General features: G+C 64.4%; 23 protein-coding genes and 1 pseudogene. 13 read left to right on the top strand and 11 right to left on the bottom strand.

Features of this window, described 5'->3' with window-relative positions; translation table 11 throughout:
• Positions 1-25 precede the first annotated feature (25 nt).
• On the top strand, positions 26-1,234 hold the full coding sequence (locus LB528_RS27495) for an FAD-dependent oxidoreductase (RefSeq protein ID WP_224716988.1): 1,209 nt from the start codon (positions 26-28) through the stop codon (positions 1,232-1,234).
• Between the two features lie 123 nt (positions 1,235-1,357).
• Positions 1,358-1,855 carry a GNAT family N-acetyltransferase gene (locus LB528_RS27490; protein WP_224716987.1) on the top strand — a complete coding sequence of 166 codons (498 nt, stop codon included), beginning with the start codon at positions 1,358-1,360 and terminating at the stop codon, positions 1,853-1,855.
• A 65-nt stretch (positions 1,856-1,920) separates the two neighbouring features.
• Here the strand turns inward: LB528_RS27490 and LB528_RS27485 are convergent, their stop codons facing one another.
• Both LB528_RS27485 and LB528_RS27480 read right to left on the bottom strand, forming a co-directional pair.
• Positions 1,921-2,673 (bottom strand): ABC transporter ATP-binding protein, encoded by a 753-nt coding sequence (locus LB528_RS27485; protein WP_224716986.1) that lies wholly within the window; start codon positions 2,671-2,673, stop codon positions 1,921-1,923.
• Entirely contained in the window at positions 2,666-3,058 is a 393-nt protein-coding gene (locus LB528_RS27480; RefSeq protein ID WP_224716985.1) for a hypothetical protein, read from the bottom strand. The genes LB528_RS27485 and LB528_RS27480 overlap by 8 nt, the downstream gene beginning before the upstream one ends.
• 610 nt (positions 3,059-3,668) lie before the next feature.
• On the opposite strand from LB528_RS27480, the gene LB528_RS27475 reads away from it, so the two are divergent.
• Both LB528_RS27475 and LB528_RS27470 read left to right on the top strand, forming a co-directional pair.
• A complete protein-coding gene (locus tag LB528_RS27475; protein ID WP_224716984.1) occupies positions 3,669-3,878 on the top strand; it encodes a hypothetical protein in 210 nt (69 codons plus the stop codon).
• Positions 3,879-3,949: 71 nt separating this feature from the next.
• The gene (locus LB528_RS27470; RefSeq protein WP_224716983.1) at positions 3,950-4,951 is read left to right on the top strand and encodes an aldo/keto reductase; all 1,002 of its coding nucleotides are present in this window, start codon (positions 3,950-3,952) and stop codon (positions 4,949-4,951) included.
• Positions 4,952-4,989: 38 nt separating this feature from the next.
• On the opposite strand, the gene LB528_RS27465 is transcribed toward LB528_RS27470, so the two are convergent.
• The 4 genes and pseudogenes from LB528_RS27465 to LB528_RS27450 form a co-directional block, all read right to left on the bottom strand.
• Positions 4,990-5,217: a hypothetical protein gene (locus LB528_RS27465; RefSeq protein ID WP_224516037.1), complete on the bottom strand. Its 228-nt coding sequence runs from the start codon at positions 5,215-5,217 to the stop codon at positions 4,990-4,992.
• Between the two features lie 117 nt (positions 5,218-5,334).
• Positions 5,335-5,900 (bottom strand): annotated as a pseudogene (locus tag LB528_RS27460) (glutathione S-transferase family protein); the annotation flags it as partial.
• Between the two features lie 162 nt (positions 5,901-6,062).
• Positions 6,063-7,160 carry a flavin-containing monooxygenase gene (locus LB528_RS27455; protein ID WP_224716982.1) on the bottom strand — a complete coding sequence of 366 codons (1,098 nt, stop codon included), beginning with the start codon at positions 7,158-7,160 and terminating at the stop codon, positions 6,063-6,065.
• Positions 7,161-7,244: 84 nt separating this feature from the next.
• Positions 7,245-7,475, bottom strand: coding sequence for a hypothetical protein (locus LB528_RS27450; protein ID WP_224516034.1), 231 nt, complete (start codon positions 7,473-7,475; stop codon positions 7,245-7,247).
• 117 nt (positions 7,476-7,592) lie between these two features.
• Here LB528_RS27450 and LB528_RS27445 point away from each other — a divergent pair, with 117 nt between their 5' ends.
• From LB528_RS27445 to LB528_RS27425, 5 genes are all read left to right on the top strand, one after another.
• Entirely contained in the window at positions 7,593-8,192 is a 600-nt protein-coding gene (locus tag LB528_RS27445) for a DUF922 domain-containing Zn-dependent protease (protein WP_224516033.1), read from the top strand.
• Positions 8,193-8,644: 452 nt separating this feature from the next.
• Positions 8,645-9,721: an ABC transporter ATP-binding protein gene (locus LB528_RS27440; protein WP_224716981.1), complete on the top strand. Its 1,077-nt coding sequence runs from the start codon at positions 8,645-8,647 to the stop codon at positions 9,719-9,721.
• A gap of 37 nt (positions 9,722-9,758) precedes the next feature.
• Entirely contained in the window at positions 9,759-11,084 is a 1,326-nt protein-coding gene (locus LB528_RS27435; RefSeq protein WP_224716980.1) for an ABC transporter substrate-binding protein, read from the top strand.
• Between the two features lie 185 nt (positions 11,085-11,269).
• Complete coding sequence (locus LB528_RS27430; RefSeq protein WP_411909051.1) at positions 11,270-12,121, top strand: carbohydrate ABC transporter permease; 852 nt, start codon at positions 11,270-11,272, stop codon at positions 12,119-12,121.
• Between the two features lies 1 nt (position 12,122).
• On the top strand, positions 12,123-13,016 hold the full coding sequence (locus tag LB528_RS27425) for a carbohydrate ABC transporter permease (RefSeq protein WP_224516029.1): 894 nt from the start codon (positions 12,123-12,125) through the stop codon (positions 13,014-13,016).
• Between the two features lie 118 nt (positions 13,017-13,134).
• Here LB528_RS27425 and LB528_RS27420 read toward each other — a convergent pair whose 3' ends face one another.
• Entirely contained in the window at positions 13,135-13,554 is a 420-nt protein-coding gene (locus LB528_RS27420) for a VOC family protein (protein ID WP_224516028.1), read from the bottom strand.
• Positions 13,555-13,817: 263 nt separating this feature from the next.
• Between LB528_RS27420 and LB528_RS27415 the strand changes: the two genes are divergently transcribed.
• Positions 13,818-15,026, top strand: a complete 1,209-nt coding sequence (locus LB528_RS27415; protein ID WP_224716978.1) for an MFS transporter — start codon at positions 13,818-13,820, stop codon at positions 15,024-15,026.
• Between the two features lie 53 nt (positions 15,027-15,079).
• Here the strand turns inward: LB528_RS27415 and LB528_RS27410 are convergent, their stop codons facing one another.
• Positions 15,080-17,374, bottom strand: coding sequence for a cation:proton antiporter (locus LB528_RS27410; protein WP_224716998.1), 2,295 nt, complete (start codon positions 17,372-17,374; stop codon positions 15,080-15,082).
• Between the two features lie 352 nt (positions 17,375-17,726).
• On the opposite strand from LB528_RS27410, the gene LB528_RS27405 reads away from it, so the two are divergent.
• Both LB528_RS27405 and LB528_RS27400 read left to right on the top strand, forming a co-directional pair.
• Complete coding sequence (locus tag LB528_RS27405) at positions 17,727-17,933, top strand: hypothetical protein (RefSeq protein ID WP_224716977.1); 207 nt, start codon at positions 17,727-17,729, stop codon at positions 17,931-17,933.
• 120 nt (positions 17,934-18,053) lie between these two features.
• A complete protein-coding gene (locus LB528_RS27400) occupies positions 18,054-18,836 on the top strand; it encodes a DUF2270 domain-containing protein (protein WP_224516026.1) in 783 nt (260 codons plus the stop codon).
• Between the two features lie 104 nt (positions 18,837-18,940).
• On the opposite strand, the gene LB528_RS27395 is transcribed toward LB528_RS27400, so the two are convergent.
• Both LB528_RS27395 and LB528_RS27390 read right to left on the bottom strand, forming a co-directional pair.
• Positions 18,941-19,540 (bottom strand): sulfotransferase family protein, encoded by a 600-nt coding sequence (locus LB528_RS27395; RefSeq protein ID WP_224716976.1) that lies wholly within the window; start codon positions 19,538-19,540, stop codon positions 18,941-18,943.
• A gap of 40 nt (positions 19,541-19,580) precedes the next feature.
• Positions 19,581-20,480, bottom strand: a complete 900-nt coding sequence (locus LB528_RS27390; protein ID WP_224716975.1) for a VOC family protein — start codon at positions 20,478-20,480, stop codon at positions 19,581-19,583.
• Between the two features lie 146 nt (positions 20,481-20,626).
• On the opposite strand from LB528_RS27390, the gene LB528_RS27385 reads away from it, so the two are divergent.
• Positions 20,627-20,926, top strand: coding sequence for a hypothetical protein (locus LB528_RS27385; RefSeq protein ID WP_140753268.1), 300 nt, complete (start codon positions 20,627-20,629; stop codon positions 20,924-20,926).
• 34 nt (positions 20,927-20,960) lie between these two features.
• On the opposite strand, the gene LB528_RS27380 is transcribed toward LB528_RS27385, so the two are convergent.
• Positions 20,961-21,791 (bottom strand): aldo/keto reductase, encoded by an 831-nt coding sequence (locus tag LB528_RS27380; protein WP_224716974.1) that lies wholly within the window; start codon positions 21,789-21,791, stop codon positions 20,961-20,963.
• Positions 21,792-21,816: the final 25 nt, after the last annotated feature.

The raw sequence follows: 21,816 nt of genomic DNA, 5'->3' as shown, positions 1-21,816 counted from the left end.
ACGGCATGAGCTGTGGAGCGCAAGCATGAACACCATGCAGGACCACGAAACACCTGCCGTCCAGGCTGGTTCGGCCCAAATCGACGTTGCGATCGTCGGCGCCGGGCTGGCGGGTACGAGCTTGGCCGCGGTGCTGGGCAAGGCCGGCCGCAAGGTGGCGCTGATCGACCCCCATTTGGTCCATCACGACGAGTTCCGCGCCGAGAAGATCGGCATGAAGCAAATGCAGGCTTTCGAGAAGCTTGGACTCGGGCCTGCTATCAGGCCCTTGGTCACGCCGGTGACCGGCACCCATGTCTTCCGCCTCGGCCAATTTTTCGAGCGCGAACGGAAATGGGAGTTCGGTTTCTCCTACGGTGCGCTGCTCAATGGGATGCGGCAGGCCCTGCCGGCCGAAGTTCCGCTGACTGTGGGCAAGGTTGCCGAGGTCTCGACCGGGCCGGACTGGCAGCGCCTGGTTCTCGCTGACGGCTCCGTCATAGAATCCCGCCTTCTGGTGGTGGCCACCGGCAACGGCGAGACGGTGCGACGCGCCATCGGCATGGAGCGTATCGAGGAATCGAAGGCGCATTCGATGTCGATCGGGTTTGACCTCGCGATCACGCCGCGGGAATGCGCCTATCCGGCGATCATCTGTTATCCTCGGCGGCCGGCCGACCGGGTCGCCTATCTCAGCGTCTTCCCGATCGGCAACCGCATGCGGGCAAACCTGTTCCTCTACCGCACCGTGGCGGAAGAGTGGACGCGAGCGTTTCGCGAAAATCCCCAAGCCGTGCTTTGCGAAATGATGCCGGAGGTGGCCGCACAATGCGGCAATTTCGGCGTCGTCGGCCCCGTCGAGGTGAGACAGGTCAGCCTGACGACGACCAGGGCGCATCGCCGCGCCGGGGTCGTCGCTATCGGCGATGCGTTCTGGACAACTTGCCCGACGCCTGGCGTCGGCATCAACCGCGCGATGACGGATGTCGACCGGCTCGCTTCGACCTATATTCCCGCCTGGCTGGAAACGCCCGGCATGGACGTGGACAAGATCTGCGCCTTCTACGACGATGCCGTGAAGGTCACGACCGACCAAGCCGGCATGCGCTCCAGCATCTATGCCAAGCGGATCACCATAGAAACCGGGCTCGAATGGCGGCTGCGCCGCCTGCGCAACAACACGGCGCGCCAGTTGATGATCCTCGGCCGCAAGATAAGCCGCCGCGAAGAGCTGCCGGCGCCGAGCGCAGCGTAAAGCCGAGATCCCAAACGCGGACAGGCCGGCGGGACAGCGCTCCCTCCTGCCCTGCCGGGCGGAGGGAGATTGGCTGTGCCGGTCGCTTCGCCCTATCTTCAGACTCCAACAAGGATGGCGACCATGACCCGCATCCGGGCGATGACGAGGAACGACCTTGCCGATGTCTCGCGGCTGCTCGGCCAATCCTGGCGGCGGACCTATGCGCCGATCATGGGCGACGAGACCGTGGCCAGGCTCTCCGACGAAAGGCACGCACCGGAAAGGCTCGCGGCTGAGCTCGACGACGAGGACAAGATGTCCTTCGTCGCCGAACGCGCCGACGGCTCGATCGCCGGCTATGCCATGGCAGCGATGGACGAGAAAGGCGACGTGACGCTGGAGCGGCTCCACATCGAGCCGCAGGCGTTCGGCAGCGGCCTCGCGGTCGACCTGCTGCATGCGGTGCTTGCGGCGCATGCCGGCATTCCCTCGATTGCGCTGGAGGTGATCGAGGGCAATGACCGCGCGATCGCCTTCTACCGCAAGCACGGCTTCGAGGGGGTCGAACGCCGGGAAGCGGCTCACGGCGTCGGCGGCCACGCCTCGCTGATCATGCGCCGCATGCTGCCGATGGCTTAGAGCTTTGTTTTTTGTCGCAATTCCAGACGGAAAACCGCTCACACTTTTCCTGGAATTGCTCTAGATCAGGCCGCGGCCCGCATGCGCAACGCCTGCATGACGCTTTCCTCAAACACCCCAGGCGCCCTGCCCGCTCCGGCCAGTTGGGCCGCATCCCAGCTTCGGCTCAGGCTGCCGTCGGCCATCAGCACCGCGCGATTGCAGAGCGCCGGCACGGCCTCCACCACATGGGTCGAGACGATGGCGGCATGCCGCCCGCTCGCGCAGAGCGCGGTGATCACGCGTTTCACCTCCCAGGCGGCGACCGGGTCGAGGCCGTTCAGCGTCTCGTCGAAGATCAGAAGCGGCGGCCGGCCGAGAAGCGCTGCGACGATCGCGATCTTGGCTCGCGTGCCAAGGGAATATTCGGCGATCGGGCGGTCGATCCAGCGTCCAAGGTCTAGTCGCTCCAGGAGGTCGCCGCCCGGCAGGTCGCCGCTTGGCAGGTCGTTTGGCGCGCAGCCACGGATCGAGGCGACGAGCTCGACATACTGGCGTCCCGAAAGCGGCGCAGGCAGTTCGTGCGGCTCGATGGCGAGGCCGAAGCCTGCCTTGGCGCGTTCCGGCGCGGCGGCGAGGTCGATGCCTTCGATCGCCACGCTGCCGCCGATCAACGGGATCTGGCCGGTGATCGCCCTGATGAGCGTCGACTTGCCCGAGCCGTTGGCACCGAGCAGGCCGACTATATCGCCCCAACGGAGCGAAAGATCGATGCCGCGAACGACAATGCGCCCGCGATAGCCGGCGCTGAGCTCTTTAACGTTGAGGACTTCAGCCATTGCGATATCTCTGTCGGGTTCGGTGCCACAAGAAAAACACGAGCGCCGCCAAGCCGATCAGCACGGTACGGCCATATTCGAGCGTCTCGTAGCCGGCATAGGCGAGCGCGCCGGCGAAACTCAGCATTGCGACGAAGGGCGCATTGAGGAAATAGGCGCCGAACACCGCATAGGCGGCGTTCAGCACCAGCAGCCAAAGGCCGCTCGCGACCGGCACCGACCAGGCCGACGGTTCGGCCGCGAGCGCCGCGTCGGCCGGCAGCAGAAAGAAGGCGAGCGACAATTGCAGCGGCAGTCGTACCAGCCGCAGCCATACGCGGGTAAAGCCGATGGGCGCCGTGCGCAGCACCGGCGAGCCGAGCGGCTGGCATCGCAGGCTGAGCATGAAAACAAAAATGCCGCCCGCCAGGCCTGCGACAGCCGGCCGGCCCAGCCGTTCGGCCGGCCAGGCTAGCCCACACGCCAAGGATGGCGGCAAGCCCGAGCAGCAGGCTGGCGGCCGCCAGCTTCCAAGACGGCCGTATATTGCCGGCCGGCAGTTTCCAGGCCCAGCTGGAAAGCCAGCTTGGACGCGCCCGGTCGAGGCGGCGCAGCCAGGGCCTTCCGACCGGCGCCGGCTCGCTCGCCGCATCGACGACAAGGCGCGGCCGCCGCCGCAGGCGCCAAAGGGCTGCCATGCCGAAGCTCAAGGCAAACAGGATCGCCGCGCCCAGGCCCCAGGCCGGCGCCAACGGCTTTCCGATGACGGCGCAGGCGAAGCCGACCGCCGTGGCGATCACCAGCGTGAGTGGAAGGCCGAGCGCGAAGGCTCCCACCGCCGCCATGCGACGGCGCTCCGCCGAAGCGAGCGGCAGCGCCTTGAGGAAGGGGGCAAAGGCGCGAGAAAGGCAAAGGCACGACATTGCATTGCCTGCCAGGCATCCCAGCGCGGCGAAAGCGACTGGCAGTCCAAGCATCCACAGAAGCTGGTCGTGCCGCAGTTTCGGACCCGCGGCATGCAGAGCGACGACAATATCCGCAACCGCGTAAGCCAGAAGTCCACCGCCGCCGAGCGCAATCCAGGCGAGATCGCGGCGCCGCATTGCGCGCAGGCCGACGACCAGCTCGCGCCAGAGCAATATCAGGACAAGCCTGTCGTGCCGCATTGGCCGTCACCACAGTGGAATCGCCACCGGCAAGGATGGCGACGATTGCGCCGTCAATAGGGCCAGCGCTGGACGCATTCACGCCCGGCCCTATAATTTAGCCGGATCGAAAATTCGGCGGAGCAAGACGCATGAGTCTCGGCAAACAGAAACTCGGCAGCCAAGGGCTCGAAGTCTCTGCCATCGGCCTCGGCTGCATGGGCATGAGCCAGGCCTATGGTCCGGCCGACGAGGCGGAGTCGATCGCGACGATCCACCGGGCGATCGAGCTCGGCTGCACTTTTCTCGACACGGCCGAGGTCTACGGCCCCTTCGTCAATGAGGAGCTGCTTGGACGCGCGCTGAAAGGGCGACGAGACCAGGTGACGATCGCGACGAAATTCGGCTTCCGCATCGTCGACGGCAAGCAGGCCGGCCTCGACAGCCGGCCCGAGCATATACGCGAGGTGGTCGATGCTTCGCTCTCGCGGCTCGCCACGGACCGCATCGACCTCCTTTACCAGCACCGCGTCGATCCCGCCGTGCCGATGGAGGATGTCGCGGGCGCGGTCGGCGAACTGGTGACCGAGGGCAAGGTGCGCTTCTTCGGCCTGTCGGAAGCGGGCATTGCCAACATCCGCCGCGCGCATGCCGTGCATCCGGTCTCGGCGCTGCAGAGCGAATATTCGCTTTGGGAGCGCAACCTCGAGTCCGAGATCATCCCGGCGCTGAAGGAGCTCGGCATCGGCCTGGTGCCGTTCGCGCCGCTCGGCCGCGGCTTCCTCGCCGGCGACGTCAAGCGCGCGGAAGACTATCCGGAGGGCGACTTTCGGCGCGGCGATCCGCGCTACCAGGGCGAGAATTTCGACCTGAATGTAGCGGCAGCGGCCACGGTGCGCGACATCGCCGACGCCAAAGGCGTCAAGCCCGGCCAGATCGCGATCGCCTGGCTGCTCGCCAAGGGCCCGGATTTCGGCATCGACATCGTGCCGATCCCCGGCACCAAACGCCGAACCTATCTGGAGGAGAATGTCGCGGCAGCCGACATCACGCTCGACGCCACCGAGATGCTGGGCCTCGACATGGCGCTGACCCCCGATAAGGTGTCGGGACAGCGATACAACGAACGGACGATGTCATTGGTGGACCGGTAGAAGCTGGCTAACTCCCCTCGGGGAATTGGGCGGCGGCCCTACTTCTTCTTGCAGTCCGCCATCGCCTCCATTGCCTTCCTCGCTTCGCCCTCGCTGGCATATTTCTTCTTGCCGAGATCGACGACAAGCGTGCCGTCGGGCTTCTTGGGCACGATCTCGCATTGCTTCGACACGGCGTCCCTGGCGACCCAGTATTGCTCGGCTGCCATGACAGGCAGGCTCATGATGCCGGTGGCGAGGATTGCGACGGGGATGGTGCGAACCATTGCGGATCTCCATGGCTCTGGGTTGGAACGCAACGCGAAACAAGCGGCCGCCGATTGGGCGAGGCCCGACACGGTGCCTTTTGGAGAACGCCCTGTCCGCCGCTGTGTTCCGGCGGCTCAGGCGCGCGAATGCGGATCGATGCTGTAAGGATGCACCGGATAATCCGGTCCGATCGCCTCGCTGACGCGCCCCATCCAGGCATCGACCGCGGGATAGTCGGCGAGCGAGAAACCGCAGTCTTCGGCGCGGTGGCTGTAGGCGTAGACGGCGATGTCGGCGATGCTGAGCGCATTGCCGACCAGGAATTGCGTGTCGGCCAGGCTACGCTCCAGCGCACCCAGCGCGCGCACGCCCGCCTCGCGCTTGCCGGGAGCCAGCGCCTTGTTGCGCTCCAGGCGGCCGGTCAGCGTCCAGTAGCGCAACGAGCCGATGACGGGCTCGACATGGTACTGCTCGAAGAACAGCCACTGCATCACCTTGGCGCGGGCAAAGCGGTCCGACGGAAGGTAGGGCGTGCCCTCGGCTAGATAGGTCAGGATCGCGTTCGACTCGGCGATCGCCTCGCCGTTTTCCAGTCCGAGCACGGGCACCGCGCCCGCCGGTTGAGCTTCAGGAAGGCCTCCGTGTGGCTCTCGCCCTCGAAGATCGAGACGATACTGGTTTCGTAGGCGATGCCCAGCAGGCCGAGCAGGACGCGAATTTTCCAGGCATTTTGCGAAGGGAAATAGTCATAGAGCGTGAGCATGGCGGTCCTCCATTGGTGGGACTGCTTCGCATGGAGAACGAAGGAGCACCACCCGATTCAGGCACTGCTGCCAAGAGGGATATCAGCGGCGTTGATGCCTCACCGCCTTGCAATATCCTTCGCCACCGCCTGCGCCTCTATGCCGATCTCGCGCAGCAGGCCGGTGACCGGATTGTAGAAGCCGACAAGATAGATGCCGAGCTGCGCCGCGCGGGCGTTCACGCCGCTCTTGTCCGGCCTGAGCTCAGCCGGCAGGAAGGCGTCGTAGCCCGGACGGTAGCCGGTTGCGAAAATCGCCACGTCGAACTTCTTCTCCACCCCGTCGGCGAATCTCACGCCGTCCCGGGTGAAGCCCGCAACGTCCGGCGCAATGCTGATCCGACCCTGCTTGATCGCCGCCACCGTGCCGACATCGATCACCGGGATGCGGCCGGCATCGATCCCTTGCAGGATGCCCTGCTTCGGCCGGACGATCCCGTATCGCTCCAGTCGCCCCAGCGCCAGATCGAGGATCTTGGGAAACATCCAGTCGTTCAGCGCCCGCGGCATCGGCCGGCTGGCGATGCCCACCATGTGGATCGGCAGGCCGAACAGCTGGCGCGGCACGATGTGGACGCCCTTGCGCACCGAGATGGTCGGGTGGGCGCCGCTCTCGGCAAGATCGAGCGCGATCTCCGCGCCCGTGTTGCCCATGCCGACGACCAGCACGTTTTTGCCGACATAGGGTGCTGCCTCTGTGTAGGCGGCGCTGTGCAGCACCTTGCCCCCGAAAGCTTCGACTCCGGAGAAGCTCGGCATGACCGGTTGGGCGTTGTTGCCGGTGGCGACGACAATTTTGCGGGCATTGAAGAGCCCGGCATCGGTCTGGACCAGCAGGCTCTCGCCTTCGCGGCGGACCGATTTAACCGTGACGCCGAAGCGCGGCCTGAGTCCGAAACGCTCGGCATAAGCCTCGAGATAGGCCACGACCTTCTCGCGTGGCACATAACGCGGATAGCTCCTCGGAAACCGCACGAAGGGCAGCGACGAGAGGGATTTCACCGTGTGCAGGTGCAGCCGCCGGTAATGCCGGCGCCAGGACGGCGCAACCTCATCGGCCCTTTCAAGAATGATGAAATCCTGCCCAGCCTTTTTGAGGCAGGCGGCAACGGCGAGCCCGGCAGGGCCGGCGCCGACGATGACGACATTGGTATCCAAAGGCCTCTCCTCCCGCCCAAGCGGCAAAAGCTAAGACGGGAGGTGTGCGGCGACAAGTAGGGAGAAGCACCTAGAGGTGGCGCTCTACTCCACGGCCGGCGCCTCGGGCTCGTCCTCGGGAGGTTCTAGGATTTCGATCAGTTTCGCCACGCGGGCGCCGGGCATGGCGTGGCCTTCATTGACGAGCGCCTCGTCGGCGCCGATCCAGGCGAAGGCCTCGCGCAATTCCTCGAGGCTGGCGCCGGTGAGCGCGATATCGGCGATGACGGCCTCGTCGACCGGTCCAAGCACGGAAATGATCTCATTGCGGGTCATCTTGTCCTCCCCCATGGGTCGAGACGATTGCCCAAGGAAACGACCGACCGGTGGGGCGGGTTCCGAAAATCCGCGGGCCGGCTTCTTCCAAAGGAGGCCCAATGCTATGGCTCGCCTATGAAGCCAGCCCTTCTCTTTGCCGCCCTGCTCCTGTCCACGCCGGCACTTGCCGATTGGAAGCCCATCGAGAAGATCGAGACTTATGCCGTCTCAGGCGAAAGCGCTGAGCAGCTCTACCTCTCGATCGGCGAGAATGGACCGAAGGTCGGCACGGATTCGGCCGGCAACGCCCGGCGGGTCATCGCGCACACTTTTTTCAAGCTGACCTGGCAGCGCGACTACCAGCCGCAAGGCGATGCCTGTGTGCTGAAGACGGCGCGGCCGAAGCTGATCATCACCTACACGGTGCCCAAGCCGGCGGGAAAACTTGGCTCAGCATTGCAGGCGCGCTGGGACACATTCGCCGCCGGGCTGATCGCGCATGAGAAGGTGCACGGCGCCGGCATCGTCGACATGGTGGACAAGATCGTCGCCTTCAGCACCGGCCTCACGGCCGAGAACGATCCCGGCTGCAAGAAGATCCGGGCGGAGCTGACGGCCCATCTCGACCAGCTCTCCAAGGCGCAGCGCCAGGGCAGTCGCGACTTCGACAAGGTGGAATTCGGACAGGACGGCAACATGCTGAAGCTGATCGCGGCGTTTCTGGGCGGAGGCTGAGAACGAAGGCATGAGCGGCAGCGACCGCCCTGCTCTTGCGCTATGGCGGAAGTAATGCGCGTCCTGGACGGATAGCGGCCAAATCCCGTCGGCGATGTAAATCGGCGGGAGTCGGCTTTTCCCGGACACGCTGAAATCTATTACATTAACGAGTTCTAATATTCACCGGCAGTCATTTGAAAGATGGGTCGGCGGTCCTTCGGCAACTGGCTGGATCCACTTCGCTTCAGCGCAGCCTTCGCTCAACTGTCTTCAACCACGAAAGTAAGCAAGGCGCGCCGCCGCTTTACAGGCGGATGTGGTAGCGCTACCGTTTCACAGTCGCGTGACCCGGGGGGAGCTGGGGCAATGTCGCCGACGCCAGTGGTGGGTGCTTGCCGGCATCCGTTTCAGCCACACCTTGATTGGAACGGCTCCCCGCGAGATTCGCAGGGACCATCGGGAGGAGTTCGATGGCGTCTGTCGCGATTGGCGATGTCTACAAATCGTTCGGGGCCGCCCAGATCCTGCATGGCGTCAGCGTCGACATAGACGACGGTGAGTTCGTCACGCTGGTGGGACCCTCTGGCTGCGGAAAATCGACGCTTCTCAGAATGATTGCAGGCCTGGAAAAAATCTCGCGGGGACACATCTCGATCGGCAGCCGTATCGTCAATGACGTTGCGCCGAAGGAGCGCGACGTCGCCATGGTTTTCCAGAACTACGCGCTCTACCCGCATATGACGGTTGCCGAGAACATGGCGTTCTCGCTCATGCTCAAGGGTGTCCCGAAGGCTGAAAGCGATGCCGGGGTGAAGCGGGCGGCCGAAATCCTCGGGCTGGTGCCGCTTCTGTCGCGCTATCCCCGCCAGCTTTCGGGCGGCCAGCGCCAGCGCGTCGCGATGGGCCGGGCAATCGTGCGCAATCCGCAGGTGTTCCTGTTCGACGAGCCGCTCAGCAATCTCGACGCCAAGCTGAGGGTCCAGATGCGGGCCGAAATCAAGGAACTGCACCAGCGGCTGAAGACCACCACGGTCTATGTCACCCACGACCAGATCGAGGCCATGACCATGGCGGACAAGATCGTGGTCATGCATGACGGCCTCGTCGAGCAAATCGGACCGCCGCTCGAGCTCTACGACCGGCCGAACAACCTGTTCGTGGCAAGCTTTATCGGCTCGCCCGCCATGAACCTGCTCAAGGGCGCATTCGCCAATGATGGCCCACCGTCGTTCAGGGGCGCGGGAGGCATTTCCGTGCCTTTGCGGAAGCCTCCCTCCATCGGCAACGGCGAAGCCATGGTGCTCGGAGTACGACCCGAGCATCTGCGGCTGGCCGACGACGGCATTCCGGTCAAGGTGGCGGTGATCGAGCCGACCGGGTCGGAAGTGCAGATCATCGGCCGGACGGCCGGCGGGGAGGACATCGTCGCCAATTTCCGCGAGCGCCATTCCTTCGCGCCGGGAGAAACCATTCGGCTGTCGGTCGACCCTGGCCCGATCCACCTGTTCCACGGCGAAACCGGCAAGCGAATCGAGACGGCGCGATGAAAACCAGGCAACGACAGAGCAACAGGAGGAAACAAGAATGAAGTTCACCAGACGCGATGTAATCCGCACGACCGCAGCCGCGGCGGCCGGAGCCCTGGGCAGCCGCTTCGTCGGCTCGAGCGCTTTCGCCCAGGAAGGCCTGACATACAAGCCCGAGGAAGGTGCCAAGCTCAGGCTGCTGCGCTGGTCGCCCTTCGTGCAGGGCGACGAGGATCAGTGGCTGAAGAATACCAAGCGGTTCACCGAGGCGACGGGCGTGGAGGTGCGCGTCGACAAGGAAAGCTGGGAAGACATCCGTCCCAAAGCGGCGGTCGCCGCCAATGTCGGCTCCGGCCCCGACCTGATGTTCGTCTGGTTCGACGACCCGCACCAGTATCCCGACAAGCTGCTCGATGTGACGGAACTGGGTGATTATCTCGGCAAGAAGTATGGCGGCTGGCATGACGGCCCGAAACAATATGCGACGCGCGAGGGCAAGTTCATCGGCTTGCCGCTGGCCACCATCGGCAACGCCATCGTCTACCGCGAAAGCTGGGTCAAGGAGGCAGGCTTCTCCGAATTCCCCAAGGACACGGCCGGTTTCCTGGAACTTTGCAAGGCGTTGAAGGCGAAAGGCCATCCCGCCGGCTTCACCCATGGCCACGGCGTTGGCGACGGCAACAATTACGCACATTGGCTGCTGTGGAGCCACGGCGGCCAGATGGTCGACGAAGCCGGCAAGGTGACGATCAACAGTCCGCAGACGCTCAAGGCGATCCAGTATGCGCAGGAGCTCTACAAGACCTTCATCCCCGGCACCGAAAGCTGGCTCGACGTCAACAACAACCGCGCATTCCTGGCCGGGGAAGTGAGCGTGATCGCCAACGGCATCTCTGTCTACAACACAGCAAAGGTCAACAAGGACAAGGACCCGAAGCTGGCCGAGATCGCCAAGGACATCCGCACCACCAACATGCCGATCGGTCCGGTCGGGAAATCGGTCGAGCTTTTCCAGGTGACTACGGCTGTCATCTTCAACTACACGCCCTATCCCAATGCCGCCAAAGCCTATCTGCAGTTCATGTTCGAGGACCCGCAAATGTCCGACTGGATCACTTCGTCGGCGGGCTATTGCTGCCAGACGCTGAAAGCCTTCGACAACAACCCGGTTTGGAAGGCCGACCCCAACAATGCGGCCTACGCGAAAGCCTCGGCGACGCTGCGCCCCAACGGCTATGCTGGGCCACTCGGCTACGCATCCGCCGCGACAATGGCTGATTACGTGCTGGTGGACATGTTCGCCAAGGCGGTGACGGGCCAGGCGACGCCGCAGGAAGCGATGGAAGAGGCCGAAAAACGCGCCAACCGCTACTACCGCGTCTGATCCTGGCATAGTTGAAGCAGGATGACCGCGCTTTGCGGGCTTACGCAAGCCAAGCGCGGTCAGCCACAGTTCCACCCGCATAACAAGGAGCCCGCGCCATGACCGTGCCGTCTGTTGCCGTCCAGTCGCGCCCGTCGATCCTGTCGCGGCTCGCCGAGAGCAGGAACGCTCTCGGCTTCGGCTTCATGCTGCCGGCGGCGGCGCTGCTCCTGGTCTTTCTCACCTATCCGCTCGGGCTCGGCGTCTGGCTCGGCTTCACCGACACACGCATCGGCCGACCGGGCATCTTTATCGGCGTCGAAAACTACGAATATCTGTGGAGCGACAGCGTCTTCTGGCTCTCGGTGTTCAACACGCTGCTCTACACGGTCAGCGCTTCGATCCTAAAATTCGTGCTCGGCCTCTGGCTGGCTCTCATCCTCAACGAGAAGCTGCCCTTCAAGTCGTTCTTCCGCGCCGTCGTGCTGCTGCCCTGGGTCGTACCGACGGTGCTGTCGGCCATCGCCTTCTGGTGGATCTACGACTCGCAGTTTTCGATCCTGTCCTGGGCGTTGCAGCAGATGGGCCTGATCGACCACCGCATCAATTTTCTCGGTGATCCGACCAATGCGCGCGCCTCGGTCATCGCGGCCAATGTGTGGCGCGGCATTCCCTTCGTCGCCATCACGCTGCTTGCCGGACTGCAGACCATTCCGCAATCGCTCTACGAGGCCGCTACGCTCGATGGCGCCAGCCGCTGGCAGCTGTTCCGCTATGTGACCCTGCCGTTGCTGACGCCGATCATAGCCATTACGATGACGTTTTCGGTGCTGTTCACCTTCACCGATTTCCAACTGATCTATGTGCTGACCCGCGGCGGACCGGTTAACGCCACGCATCTGATGGCGACATTGTCCTTCCAGCGCGGTATTGCGGGGGGCCAACTGGGCGAAGGCGCGGCAATCGCGGTCGCCATGATTCCTTTCCTGCTGGCTGCGATCCTGTTCAGCTATTTCGGGCTGCAACGGCGCAGATGGCAGCAAGGCGGCGGAGACTAACATGGCCGCGATCAAGGAAGTCGAGCGCCTGGAGACCGACGAAGGCGGCATGGGCTACCTGCAAAGCCTTCCGCGGCGGGTGGTGACGGTCTATCTGCCGCTGCTGGTGTTTCTGGTCGTCCTCCTGTTTCCGTTCTACTGGATGACGATCACGGCGGTTAAGCCCAATCTCGAGATGACCGACTACGTGAACTACAATCCGTTCTGGGTCGTGCATCCGACGCTGGAGCACATTCGCTATTTGCTCTTCGAGACTTCCTATCCAGGTTGGCTGCTCAACACGATCATCATTTCGACCGCCGCAACCTTCCTGTCGCTGGCGGCTGCCGTGCTTGCCGCCTATGCGATCGAGCGTCTGAGGTTTTCGGGCGCGCGGCAGGTTGGCCTCGCCGTCTTCCTCGCCTATCTCGTGCCGCCCTCTATCCTGTTCATTCCGCTGTCGGTGATGGTGTTCAACCTCGGTCTTTACGACACGCCGTTTGCGCTGATCCTGACCTATCCGACCTTCCTCATCCCGTTCTGCACCTGGCTTCTGATGGGCTACTTCCGCTCGATCCCCTTCGAGTTGGAGGAATGCGCGCTCATCGATGGCGCGAGCCGCTGGCAGATCCTCACCAAGATCGTGCTGCCGCTGTCGGTGCCCGGCCTGATCTCGGCCGGCATCTTCGCCTTCACCTTGTCCTGGAATGAGTTCATCTATGCGCTGACCTTCATCCAATCTTCGGAGAAGAAGACGGTGCCTGTCGGCGTGCTCACCGAACTCGTTCGCTCCGATGTCTATGAATGGGGCGCGCTCATGGCCGGCGCGCTGATCGGCTCGCTGCCGGTGGTGGTGCTCTATTCCTTCTTCGTCGAGCACTATGTTTCATCGATGACGGGCGCGGTGAAGGAATAGAAGCGCACCAGTGCCTTCCCTAAGGCATGTATCGAGGGCGAGAGCGGTTTCGGGGCAAAGATATGCGTAAGATCAAAAACCTAAAGCGTGTGATGAATCTGAAAGATCGCGACGTGCTTTAGAAACTGATTTCCACCGCATCCGCGCTCCGTTTCGCCTCGCCGTGGAACACCGCCTCGATGTTGTTGCCGTCAGGGTCGAGCAGGAAACAGGCGTAGTAGCCGGGATGGTAACGGCGCTCGCCCGGCGCGCCATTGTCCTTGCCGCCGGCGGCAAGCCCGGCGTGGTAGAAGGCATCGACCATGGCGCGGTCCTTGGCCTGGAAGGCGAGATGGTGACGGCCGGTGAGCACGCCTTGGGCGGAACGGCTGTCTGGGCTCGAGACGAACAGCTCATCGGCCCAGAAATGGTCCTCAGCGCCGCCGCCGATCGGGATGCCCAGCACTTCGAACAGGCTGCTGTAGAAGCGCCGGCTGGCCTCGATGTCGCGCACCACCAGGTGAAGGTGATCGATAAGCCGGCCGCGATAGAGTTCCATGGGATGCTCCTGGTTGAGAGGGTAAATCTAGATGGGGCGGGTATGCGGTCAATGACGGGTACTGCCGGCTGCTGACACTTCGGCCACAAGCGGGACAGCGCCCGGGACAACAAAATCGGTCCCTCAAAAAAAATCCGGATAAAAAATGCAACCAGATTGTAGGATCGGCTCGCGCCCCGGCGTCCTTCGGACGCAAACGGCCCGGTGGACTGGAAAAACCGTGCCGCATCAAACAGGATGCCTTACGGCATGGGAGCAGAACCATGAACCATTCCTATCGTTGGGTCATCGTCGCGGCCGGCGCGCTGATGACCTGCGTGGCGCTCGGCGCCATGTTTTCGCTGGCGATCTTCCTGGAGCCGATGTCGCTCGACACGAATTGGTCGCGCACTGGCATTTCCAGCGCCATGACCTTGAATTTCCTGGTGATGGGCCTCGGCGGCTTCGCCTGGGGCGCCATCTATGACCGGGTCGGCGCCAGGCCCGTGGTGCTTGCCGGCGCCGTGCTGCTTGGCCTGTCGCTGGTGGTGGCGAGCCGGGCCACCTCGCTCATCGTCTTCCAACTCAGCTACGGCATCATCGTCGGGCTGGCGGCCAGCGCCTTCTTCGCACCGATGATCGCGCTCACCACCGCCTGGTTCGACACCAACCGCAGCCTTGCCGTCTCATTGGTCTCGGCCGGCATGGGCGTCGCGCCGATGACGATCTCGCCCTTCGCCCGCTGGCTGATCACCGCCTATGACTGGCGCACCGCCATGTTCGATATCGGCGTCATGGCCTGGGTTCTGCTGCTGCCCGCCGTGCTGCTGGTGCGCCAGCCGCCGGTGGCGGTGGCGGCGAGCGGCGGCACGCCGGCGCCCGTCACCGACGGTCCCGGCATGAGCGTCGGCCAAGCGCTGCGCTCGCCGCAATTCATCGTGCTCGGCCTCACCTTCTTTGCCTGCTGCGCGGCGCATTCGGGCCCGATCTTCCACATGGTGAGCTATGCCATGTCCTGCGGCGTCGCGCCGATGGCAGCCGTGTCGATCTACAGCGTCGAGGGGCTAGCCGGCCTTGGCGGGCGCGTGCTCTACGGCGTGCTCGGCGACAGGCTTGGCGTGAAGCCGTTGCTGGTCACCGGGCTCGCCATCCAGGGGCTGGTGATCGCCGCTTATCTCACCGTCGGCCAGCTCGAGCAGTTCTACCTTCTGGCCGTCATTTTCGGCGCCACCTATGGCGGCGTGATGCCGCTTTACGCGGTGCTGGCGCGCGAATATTTCGGCCTGCGCATCATCGGCACCATCCTCGGCGCGGCCACGATGCTCTCCAGCCTCGGCATGTCGCTCGGGCCGCTTGCCGGCGGCATGATCTACGACGCCACCGCCAGCTACCACTGGCTGTTCATCGGCTCGGCGCTGATCGGACTGGGCGCAGCCGGCATCGCCATCGCTTTCCCGCCGCAGCCCAGCCGGCAGAAGCTGCAGATGGCTTGAGGAGAAAACCTGGTTCCTCGCTCCGTTAAAGGCGGGCGAGGAAACCAATCCCCTCACCCTGTCCCCGTGCCCGTGCGCACTGCCTCGCGGTCGCTCTCGTCGCGTTTCACTCGCTCGTCGGAGATCAGCACCACCGGGCATGGGCTGCGCCGCAGGACGCCGGTCGTCGTCTCGCCGAAGATCAGTTCCTTGCCCTGGCGCCGCGCCACGCCCATGACGATCAACGCAACGTTGCGGCCGGCCTGGCGAGCGATGGCATCGGCGGCGGCGGCTCTGCTGCGAATCGCCGTCTCGGTCTCGACGCCATAGCGGTCGGCAAGGGCCACGATGTCCTTCAGCACGGCTTCCCTGCGGCGGTGCGAGACGGTGTCGCGCGGCTCGTCGCGACCGACCCTGGCGACATAGAGCATCTTGACAGATGCGCCGGTGACCGCCGCTATCGCCAGCGCCAGTTCGGCGCCGCGGCGGGCGACCGCCGTGCCGTTGACCGGTACCAGTATCTTGCCGGCTTCCGGGCCGAGCCGCGGCATCTGACGGCCTGCGGTCGCAGGCTTCAACACCAGGCAGAGCGGCCCGTCGAAGGCGCCTGCGACCTCGTTCAGCCGCTGCGAGAATGCGCCTTTGGAGGTGACCGCGCGGCCGAGGCCGACGAGCAGCATGCCGTAGCCCTTGCGCGCTTCCTTGGCGACCGCCTCGGTCGAAAGCTCCTCATGCTGGCGGCGGGTGACCGGCGCTTCGCGCACCGGCGTCTCGTCGGATTTCCTGGCCGCCTCGCGGCTTTCCTCCGCACCTTTCTCGATTTCCTCCAGATGCAGGCCTTCGGTCGGCTCGGCATCGATCTCGCCGCTGGAATGCAGCACGGTCGTCGGCTTGCCGGCACCGATCACGCCGGCGAGATAGGCGGCGAAGCGGCCAACGACGCCTTCGTCGACCACAACCAGGAGCCGCTCCAGATTGGCGACGAAGCCCCGTTGGTCGATCTCCTCGCGCTCCAGGCGTTTCTTTTCCTGCTCGCTGATCGGCAGCCGGCGCAGTGCCCAGCGCAATGTCGGGGGCATGGCCAAGGTGGTGATGACCGCCATAGTGACGATCATGGTGAAGAGGTTGTGCGAGAGCACGCCCATCGACAGGCCGATCGAGGCGACGATCACCTCCGTCGAGCCTCGCGCATTCATGCCGCAGCCCACCGCAATGCCCTCGGCGCGGCTCATGCCGGCGACCTCGGCGCCGATGAAGGCGCCGCCGAACTTGCCGATCGAGGCGATCACCACCAGCGCCACTGTGAGCAGCGCGAGCTGAGGATCGGCAAGCACGGTGAGGTCGGCCGACAGGCCGGCGACGCCGAAGAACACCGGCATGAAGAGCGCCGTGATGATGCCACGCAATTGTCCTTCGATGTGACGAGACAGGATCGGCGACTCACCCACCAGTATTCCGGCGACGAAGGCGCCGAGCACGGTGTGGACGCCGATCAGGTCGGTGATCAAAGCCATTACGCCCATGATGGCGAGGATGACGGTGACCACCGCATATTCGGAGCGGAAGGTGTCGTTGGTCCAGCGGATGGCGTCGAAGACGATGCGGCGTCCGAGCGTGAAGGAAAACGCCATGAAGGCGGCAACGCCGGCAATGGTGAAGGCCAGGCTGCCGATCTCGATCCGCCCCTGGGTGGCGATGCCGATGGTGATGGCGATGATCACCCAGCCGATCGTGTCCTCGATGATCGCCGAGGAGACGATGACCTGACCGAGATCCCGGCGCATGAAATTCATGTCGCGCACCACCATGGCGACGATCTTGACCGAGGAAATGGAAAGCGCGGTGCCGAGGAACAGCCCGGCGACGATGCGCTCGCTGCCGGCGGCAAGCAGCGTGTCGGGCATGAACTGGGCGGCGATGAAACCGAGCGCGAAGGGCACGGCCACCCCCGCGGCCGAGATGGAAAAACAGGCGCGGCCGACACGGCGCACGAGCCTGAGATCGGTTTCCATGCCGGTAAGCAAGAGCAGCATCAAGACGCCGAGCTGGGCGATGGCGTTGATCATCGATTTCTGCGTGGCGTCGCCGGCAAAGACCAGCCGCTCGGCCGCCGGCCAGATCCAGCCGAGCAGCGAGGGCCCGAGCAGGATGCCACCGATCAACTGCCCCATCACCGCCGGTTGGCCCAGCGCCTCCAGCACCTCGCCGATGCCGCGGCCCACGATCAGGAGCAGAATCAGCTCGGCGAGGAAAATGCCCTCCGAGGACATGCCGGTCTTTTCGCCGGCGAAGGCGACGGCGGGCATCAAGGCGAGCCCCACAGCACCAAGCGCGATCCAGACCGACAGCGACCGGCGCTGATTGAGCATGTTGGACAATTTATGCACCCCTCGTTCTTCGCCCTCACATAACGGTCTGGCGCAAGGATCGGTTGCACGGGGGCGGCAGCCATTTCCTCGCCCCATGAAATGGGGAGAGGTGGCTCGGCGAAGCCGAGACGGAGAGGGGAGCGCCGGTTCGACCGGCAAAAGCACTTCGAAGAGGAGGACTTCCGCCCTACGAAGCCCCCTCTCCGTCCGCTTCGCGGACACCTTTCCCCCGCTTTGCGGGGGCGAGGAGACGCTTCCTACAATTCTAATCAAATGCTGCCGCCGATCTTTGTTTCTCGGTAAAGCGACTCGACGATGTTGGCCGCCAAGGCGGGGCAACAAGGAGAAGCTGATGAAAAGCGACTTTGCCGCCGCCCACCTGCACCTCGACCGGGCGTGCCATTACCTGCGCGGCGACGATGAAACGAGCCGCGCCGCGCTCGCGGCGCTCGAACTTGTGATCGAGGCCGTGGCGGCGGCCCAGCATGCCCGGCCGATTGCCGATGTGCTGCCCTTTCCGCGGCGCGCGAATGGCGGTCTTCCCCCACTTGCATCCTGATCTATCCGCCTGAAAAGGCGGGAACATTCTGGCCGACCGCACGTTGGAGAGACAGGGGTGTGGCCGGTCGAATGTTAATGCGAGGACGGCCGGCCATGGTTGCGGGAGGCGCATGGCAGAATGTCCCAGACGAATGCCGCAAAATCCACAGACGCGGCTGTGGCGAGGTCGACAGAGGCGGCTGCGCCGGCAAGATCCACCGAGAAGGCCGCACCGCCGCGAGCTTCCGACACGCTGGCGCTGAAGCTCAGCTCCGCTGAATTCACCACCACGCTGTCGCATTTCCACCGCGCCGAGATCGCGCGCATGGCCGGCTGGCGCGACCGGCTCGACCGCACCAGCAACTGGGCGATCACCGTGGTGGCGGCGATGCTTTCGGTGTCGCTGTCGACGCCCAGCGCGCATCACGGCGTGCTTTTGTTCGCCATGCTCCTGATCACGCTGTTGTTGTGGATCGAAGCGCGGCGCTACCGTTTTTTCGACGTCTACCGCGCCCGTGTGCGGCAGTTCGAGCGCTACTACTTCGCGCAGATCTTTTCGCCGCAGCCGGACTACGCTTCCAACTGGCTCGCCATCCTCGGCGAAGGCCTGCGCTCGCCGCGCTTCCTGATCACGCAGCGCGCGGCGCTGATCCGCCGGCTGCGCCGCAACTACATCTTCATGTACACGATCCTGCTGCTTGCCTGGATCCTCAAGATCACCACGCCGGGCCTGTCGCGTGAAGGCTCTCCCATCGGCTTCGGCGCCTCGCTTGTCGATACGTTCCGGGTGGCGACGCTCGGGCCCATCCCGGGCGTCGTCGTCGTGTGCGGTGTGGCCGCCGGCTATCTCGCGCTGCTCGCAGCCGCTTTCCTGGTCCGCGCCGATGACGGGGAGCTGTCCTTCGGCGACGTGCATGTCTAAGGGGAATAGGGCAGTAAGGCAGTAGAGCAGTAGGTAACTCGGACTGCGCCGAAGTCGCGCCTCTCACCCTACTGCCCTACTGCCCTATTCCCTTACCGAATTCACTACAGCGACAGCGCCGTCCGAAACTCCCGGGTCGAGTTGCGGCTGGGATAGGGTTCGTCCGGCACCGGGGCGCCGAGATGGGCGCAGAGCGGCGCCCATCCATCGCCGAGCTTGTGCACCAGCAGTCGCTCGGCCGGCACGGTGCTCAGCACCGCCTCGACATTGTCTTGATAGACGGCGATCGCATGGTCGCGGTCCTGCGGGCGGCCGCCGAAGACCTGCTTGGCGACGAGCGCGATGCCCAGCGACTCCTGGTCCGAGCTGCCGACGATCGCCGGCAGGATGGTTTTTTCGAAACTCTCCCACCAGCTTTCGGGCGAACGCCAAGTTAGGATGACGCGCGCCTGCGGATAGGCTTCGATCAGCTCGCGCCAATATTGCGCCGAGGGCCAGTCGACGCAAGATTTGTATCCCGCGAAGAGCTGGGCCCAGTCGGGCGCCTCGCCCTTGGCCAGCGCCCGCCAGAGCCGCTTCTGCTCCCCATGCGCCATTACCTCCGACATATGGTGGCAAGGACCGAAGCCGAGCATGGTCAGCGCCTCGCGCATCGAATCCGTGCCGGTCCGGCCGAAGCCGGTTCCAATCACCATCAGCGACATTCCCCCTCCTCCACTTCTTCCCGTCTTCAAGCGGTTGCGATCAATCTCCCTGGACCACGAGCCGCAGGCGGTTGCCTTCCGGATCGGCGGTCGAGATAACGCGACCGTCCCTTTTCATCGGTGTGTCGGCCGCTTTGAGCCTGCGCTCCACGGCGTCGAGCTCCTGCACCGAGCCAAGCTCGATGGTGAAATGGTCGAGGCCGGCTGCACCCGGCGGCGGCTCGCGCAGGTCGTCGCGCGCCCAGATGTTGAAGGCCACCATATGGGTGCGGCGCTCCGTGCCGCAGTCGAACATGCCGAAGGTCCGGGACTGGATATGCGGCCGGAAGCCGAGCACGCCGAGATAGAATTTCATCAGCATCTCGGGCGCGCGGGCGCGCAAATGGATGTGGCCGATAAAGGCATCCTGCGCCATCTTCGGCTCGATATTGCCGGAATTGCCAAGGTCGCGCAGCAGGCCCGACACGTCCAGCGGCTCGATCCCCGAATGCGCACTGCCGTCGGTGGCAATCAGCGCCACGCGGCCGTTGGGCGACACTTCGCGGCGCAGCAAGCGCTCCGGCGTGTCGAAGCAGATCTCGATGCCGTTACCGGAGGGATCGGAGACGTAGAGTGATTCCGAAATCAGGTGATCCTGGGCGCTGTACCGCAAGCCGGATGCCTTGAGGCGGGCGGCTGTATGCGCGAGATCGCGGCGGCTGGTGGTATGGATGGCGACATGGAAGAGATCGCGCGACTTCTGCGGCAGCGGTGCCTCCGCGCCGGCATGGAGCACGATCAGCGTCCGGCCGCCCGCGCCAAGCTCCGCCATGTTGGCGTCCTCGCCAAGCAGCGCCAACCCAAGCGCGTCGCGCCAGACATTCAAGTCCGCCGGCACGTCGGTCACCCTGAGATGGACCGGCCCGAGACGGGTCACCGGAGACAGCAATCTTTCATCCATCGTCGTCTGTCCGTTTGCGGGCAATGACATATTAGGTGTGAATGAATTGCCTGTCGCGCTCCAAGTTCGGGTTGACCCCTTGCCGGCGGGCGGCGACTATTGCGACGGCCGGTTTTTCTGGAATTGGTTCAGCAGGAGGAGATCGCATGGACGAGACCGAACAGTGGCGCAACATGGCAAGCGCGCCGCGGGACGGCAGCCGCATCCTGGTGACGGTGCGCTCCTCCGAGCAAGGACCGGCCGAGGTCGACATGGCCTATTGGTCGCGCGCCGACCAGTTCGGCGAGGAAGGCTGGCGGGCATCGGACTCCTCGCCCGGCCGCATCGTCGAATATGCAGAACCGGAGCTCAGATGCTGGATGCCGCTGCCGACCGCAGGGCGCGGGTCTATGCCAAGCCCATGGGAAGGCGACGACGTGCCGCTGGTGGATGGCGAGGGGATTTAAGCGCTCCTCCACGAGGGAAGGCAGAGACTAATCCTCAGAACAAAAACGCGGCCGTTGCCGGATCCGGCCCCGTCCGGCCGTCGGCGGAATCCAGGCCACAGATGGTCTGCAAGTCGTCCGAATCCAGCTCGAAGTCGAACACATTGAAATTGCCGGCTATACGTTCCTGATGGATCGACTTCGGGATGACGACCAGCCCTTCCTGCACATGCCAGCGGATGATCACCTGCGCTACAGACTTGCCGTGCTTCCTCGCGAGCTTCTCCAGGGTCGGGCCCGCCAGCAGCCGGCCGCTACCCAGCGGGCTCCAGCTCTCGATATGGATGTCGTGCTCCTTGTGGAACTCGCGCTTGTCGCGCTGCTGGAAGCGCGGGTGGAGTTCGATCTGGTTGACGACCGGCGTCACGCCGGTCGCGCCGATGATGCGCTCCAGATGGTCCTGGTTGAAATTCGAGACACCGACCGACTTGATGCGCCCGGCCTTCTGCAGCTCGACCAGCGCCTTCCAGGCCTCGACATATTTGTTCTGGCTGGGCACCGGCCAGTGGATGAGGAAAAGGTCGATCTGGTCGACGCCGAGCTTTTGCATCGTATCGTCGAAGGCGCGCAATGCCGCATCGCGCTGATGCGCGCCGTTGCGCAGCTTGGAGGTGATGAAGAGTTCCGATCGCGGCACGCCGGCCGAACGGATCGCCTCGCCGACCCCTTCCTCGTTGCGATAACCCTCGGCGGTATCGATGAGGCGATAACCAGCCTCGATGCCCCAGCGAACAATCTTGGCGGTGATCTCCGGATCGACCTGCCACACGCCGAGCCCGATCTGCGGGATGGTCGAGCCGTCGTTGAGTTTGAGCTGTTCAGGCATGGCAGGATCCTTATGGGAGGGAGGG

Origin of the sequence: Mesorhizobium sp. CA4, assembly GCF_020165075.1 — a bacterium.
GTDB lineage: Bacteria > Pseudomonadota > Alphaproteobacteria > Rhizobiales > Rhizobiaceae > Mesorhizobium.
The sequence above is the reverse complement of the archived record's forward strand: the minus strand, read 5'-3'. Positions and strand labels throughout refer to the sequence as shown.